The sequence below is a fragment of the uncultured Mucilaginibacter sp. genome (assembly GCF_937859865.1).
GTDB lineage: Bacteria > Bacteroidota > Bacteroidia > Sphingobacteriales > Sphingobacteriaceae > Mucilaginibacter_A.
The window spans coordinates 1-1,477 of record NZ_CALMAT010000062.1; the positions used below are offsets into that span (position 1 = coordinate 1).

Genomic DNA, 1,477 nt, shown 5'->3' on the forward strand with positions numbered 1-1,477 from the left:
AGTCTCCTCTAATCAGATGACCGCCTTTTGATTAATCGAACTCAGGTTATTAGTTTTTCGGTTTCGTTATTGTTGTTAAAACAGGGTGTGGGAATGTGGTCAGGAGGAGCGTCGGGTTGTGCTTTGGGCTGCTGTCCACATTTCCACATCATGGGTGACAGCCCACCTAAAGTGTAATAGCCACAACTTGATCTGACAGTTGTATGTTTTTAAAGATTGTCAGATGGAATTTGTGAATATAACCATTTCTCATCTAAATGCATTGACTCAGATTCTTCTATGCCCTTTTTGGGAAGGCCTTGAAGAATCTGGTCTTCGGCCAATGTTTCCAACAACTTTTCTTTTGCTAACGGAGTGCTGTCAATGAATGTTTGCATGGGTGTTTTACCGAAACAGTACTTTCCGGTATGTGTTCGTTCGTTATTGTAATTGTACATCCACCTATCCAGGTCGGCCTGTAGTTCAGCGATGCTACGGTAGATTTTTTTACGAAATGCAATCGCATAAAACTCATCCTGAATGGTGCGGTGGAACTGCTCACAAATACCATTGGTCTGGGGGCTTTTAGCTTTGGTTTTAGTATGGTCAATATCTCGGGGTGGCCAAGTATAGCTGAAACTCGTGCTGGTCTCTTACACCACAATATTCGGTTCCCCGGTCTGTGAGTATTCTAAGCAACCTCAGGTCGTGCTGTTCATAAAAAGGCACCACCTTGTCATTCAGCATTTCCGCTGCTACCAAAGCATTTTTACGGTCATACAGCTTGGTAAAAGCAATTTTTGCATAGGTATCAATATAAGTTTGTTGATAGATATGGCCAACGCCTTTAATATTTCCTACATAATAAGTATCCTGTGATCCGAGATAGCCGGGATGATGGGTCTCTATTTCACCATGCGCTTTCTTTTCCTCTTTGGCCTTTTCCAAAGCCACAACCTGTGCCTCTGTCAATACCAACCCTTCCTGCGCTGACTTTGCTTCTAAGGCTTTCAAACGGAGTTTAAACGTATGCAGATCATGCCTTAACCAGATACTTCTTACGCCACCAGGTGAAACCGGGACACCTTGCTTTTTGAGTTCATTGGATACACGTAACTGGCCCAAAGCTGGTTGTTCTATCGCCATTTCAACAACTGCTTTTTCTACGTGCTCTTCAACCCGGTTCTTTAATACGGGCTTTCTGCGACTAATTTCCTGAAGAGCAAGTTCGCCTCCCTGATCGTACAGTTCTTTGAACCGGTAAAAGCTATCACGCGAATAGCCCATCACTTTACAGGCTTGTGACACGTTGCCCAAATGCTGGGCAAGCTCCAATATGCCCAACTTGTTTTTGATGATCTTTGCTTGTGTTGTCATTATTTAATCTGTTTTTAAAGTTACTTTTTTTTCGCAACTGTCAGATTAAGTCTTGACTATTTCACTTTTCTGCTACAGCGTTGTCCCAGCAATTGCCCTTACGGCTCATGCTTCTGGCAAT

General features: G+C 43.1%; 1 pseudogene. It reads right to left on the reverse strand.

The window, feature by feature from the left end:
• Positions 1 to 209: 209 nt before the first annotated feature.
• A pseudogene (locus Q0192_RS06595) lies at positions 210 to 1,356 on the reverse strand (IS481 family transposase).
• Positions 1,357 to 1,477 lie beyond the last annotated feature (121 nt).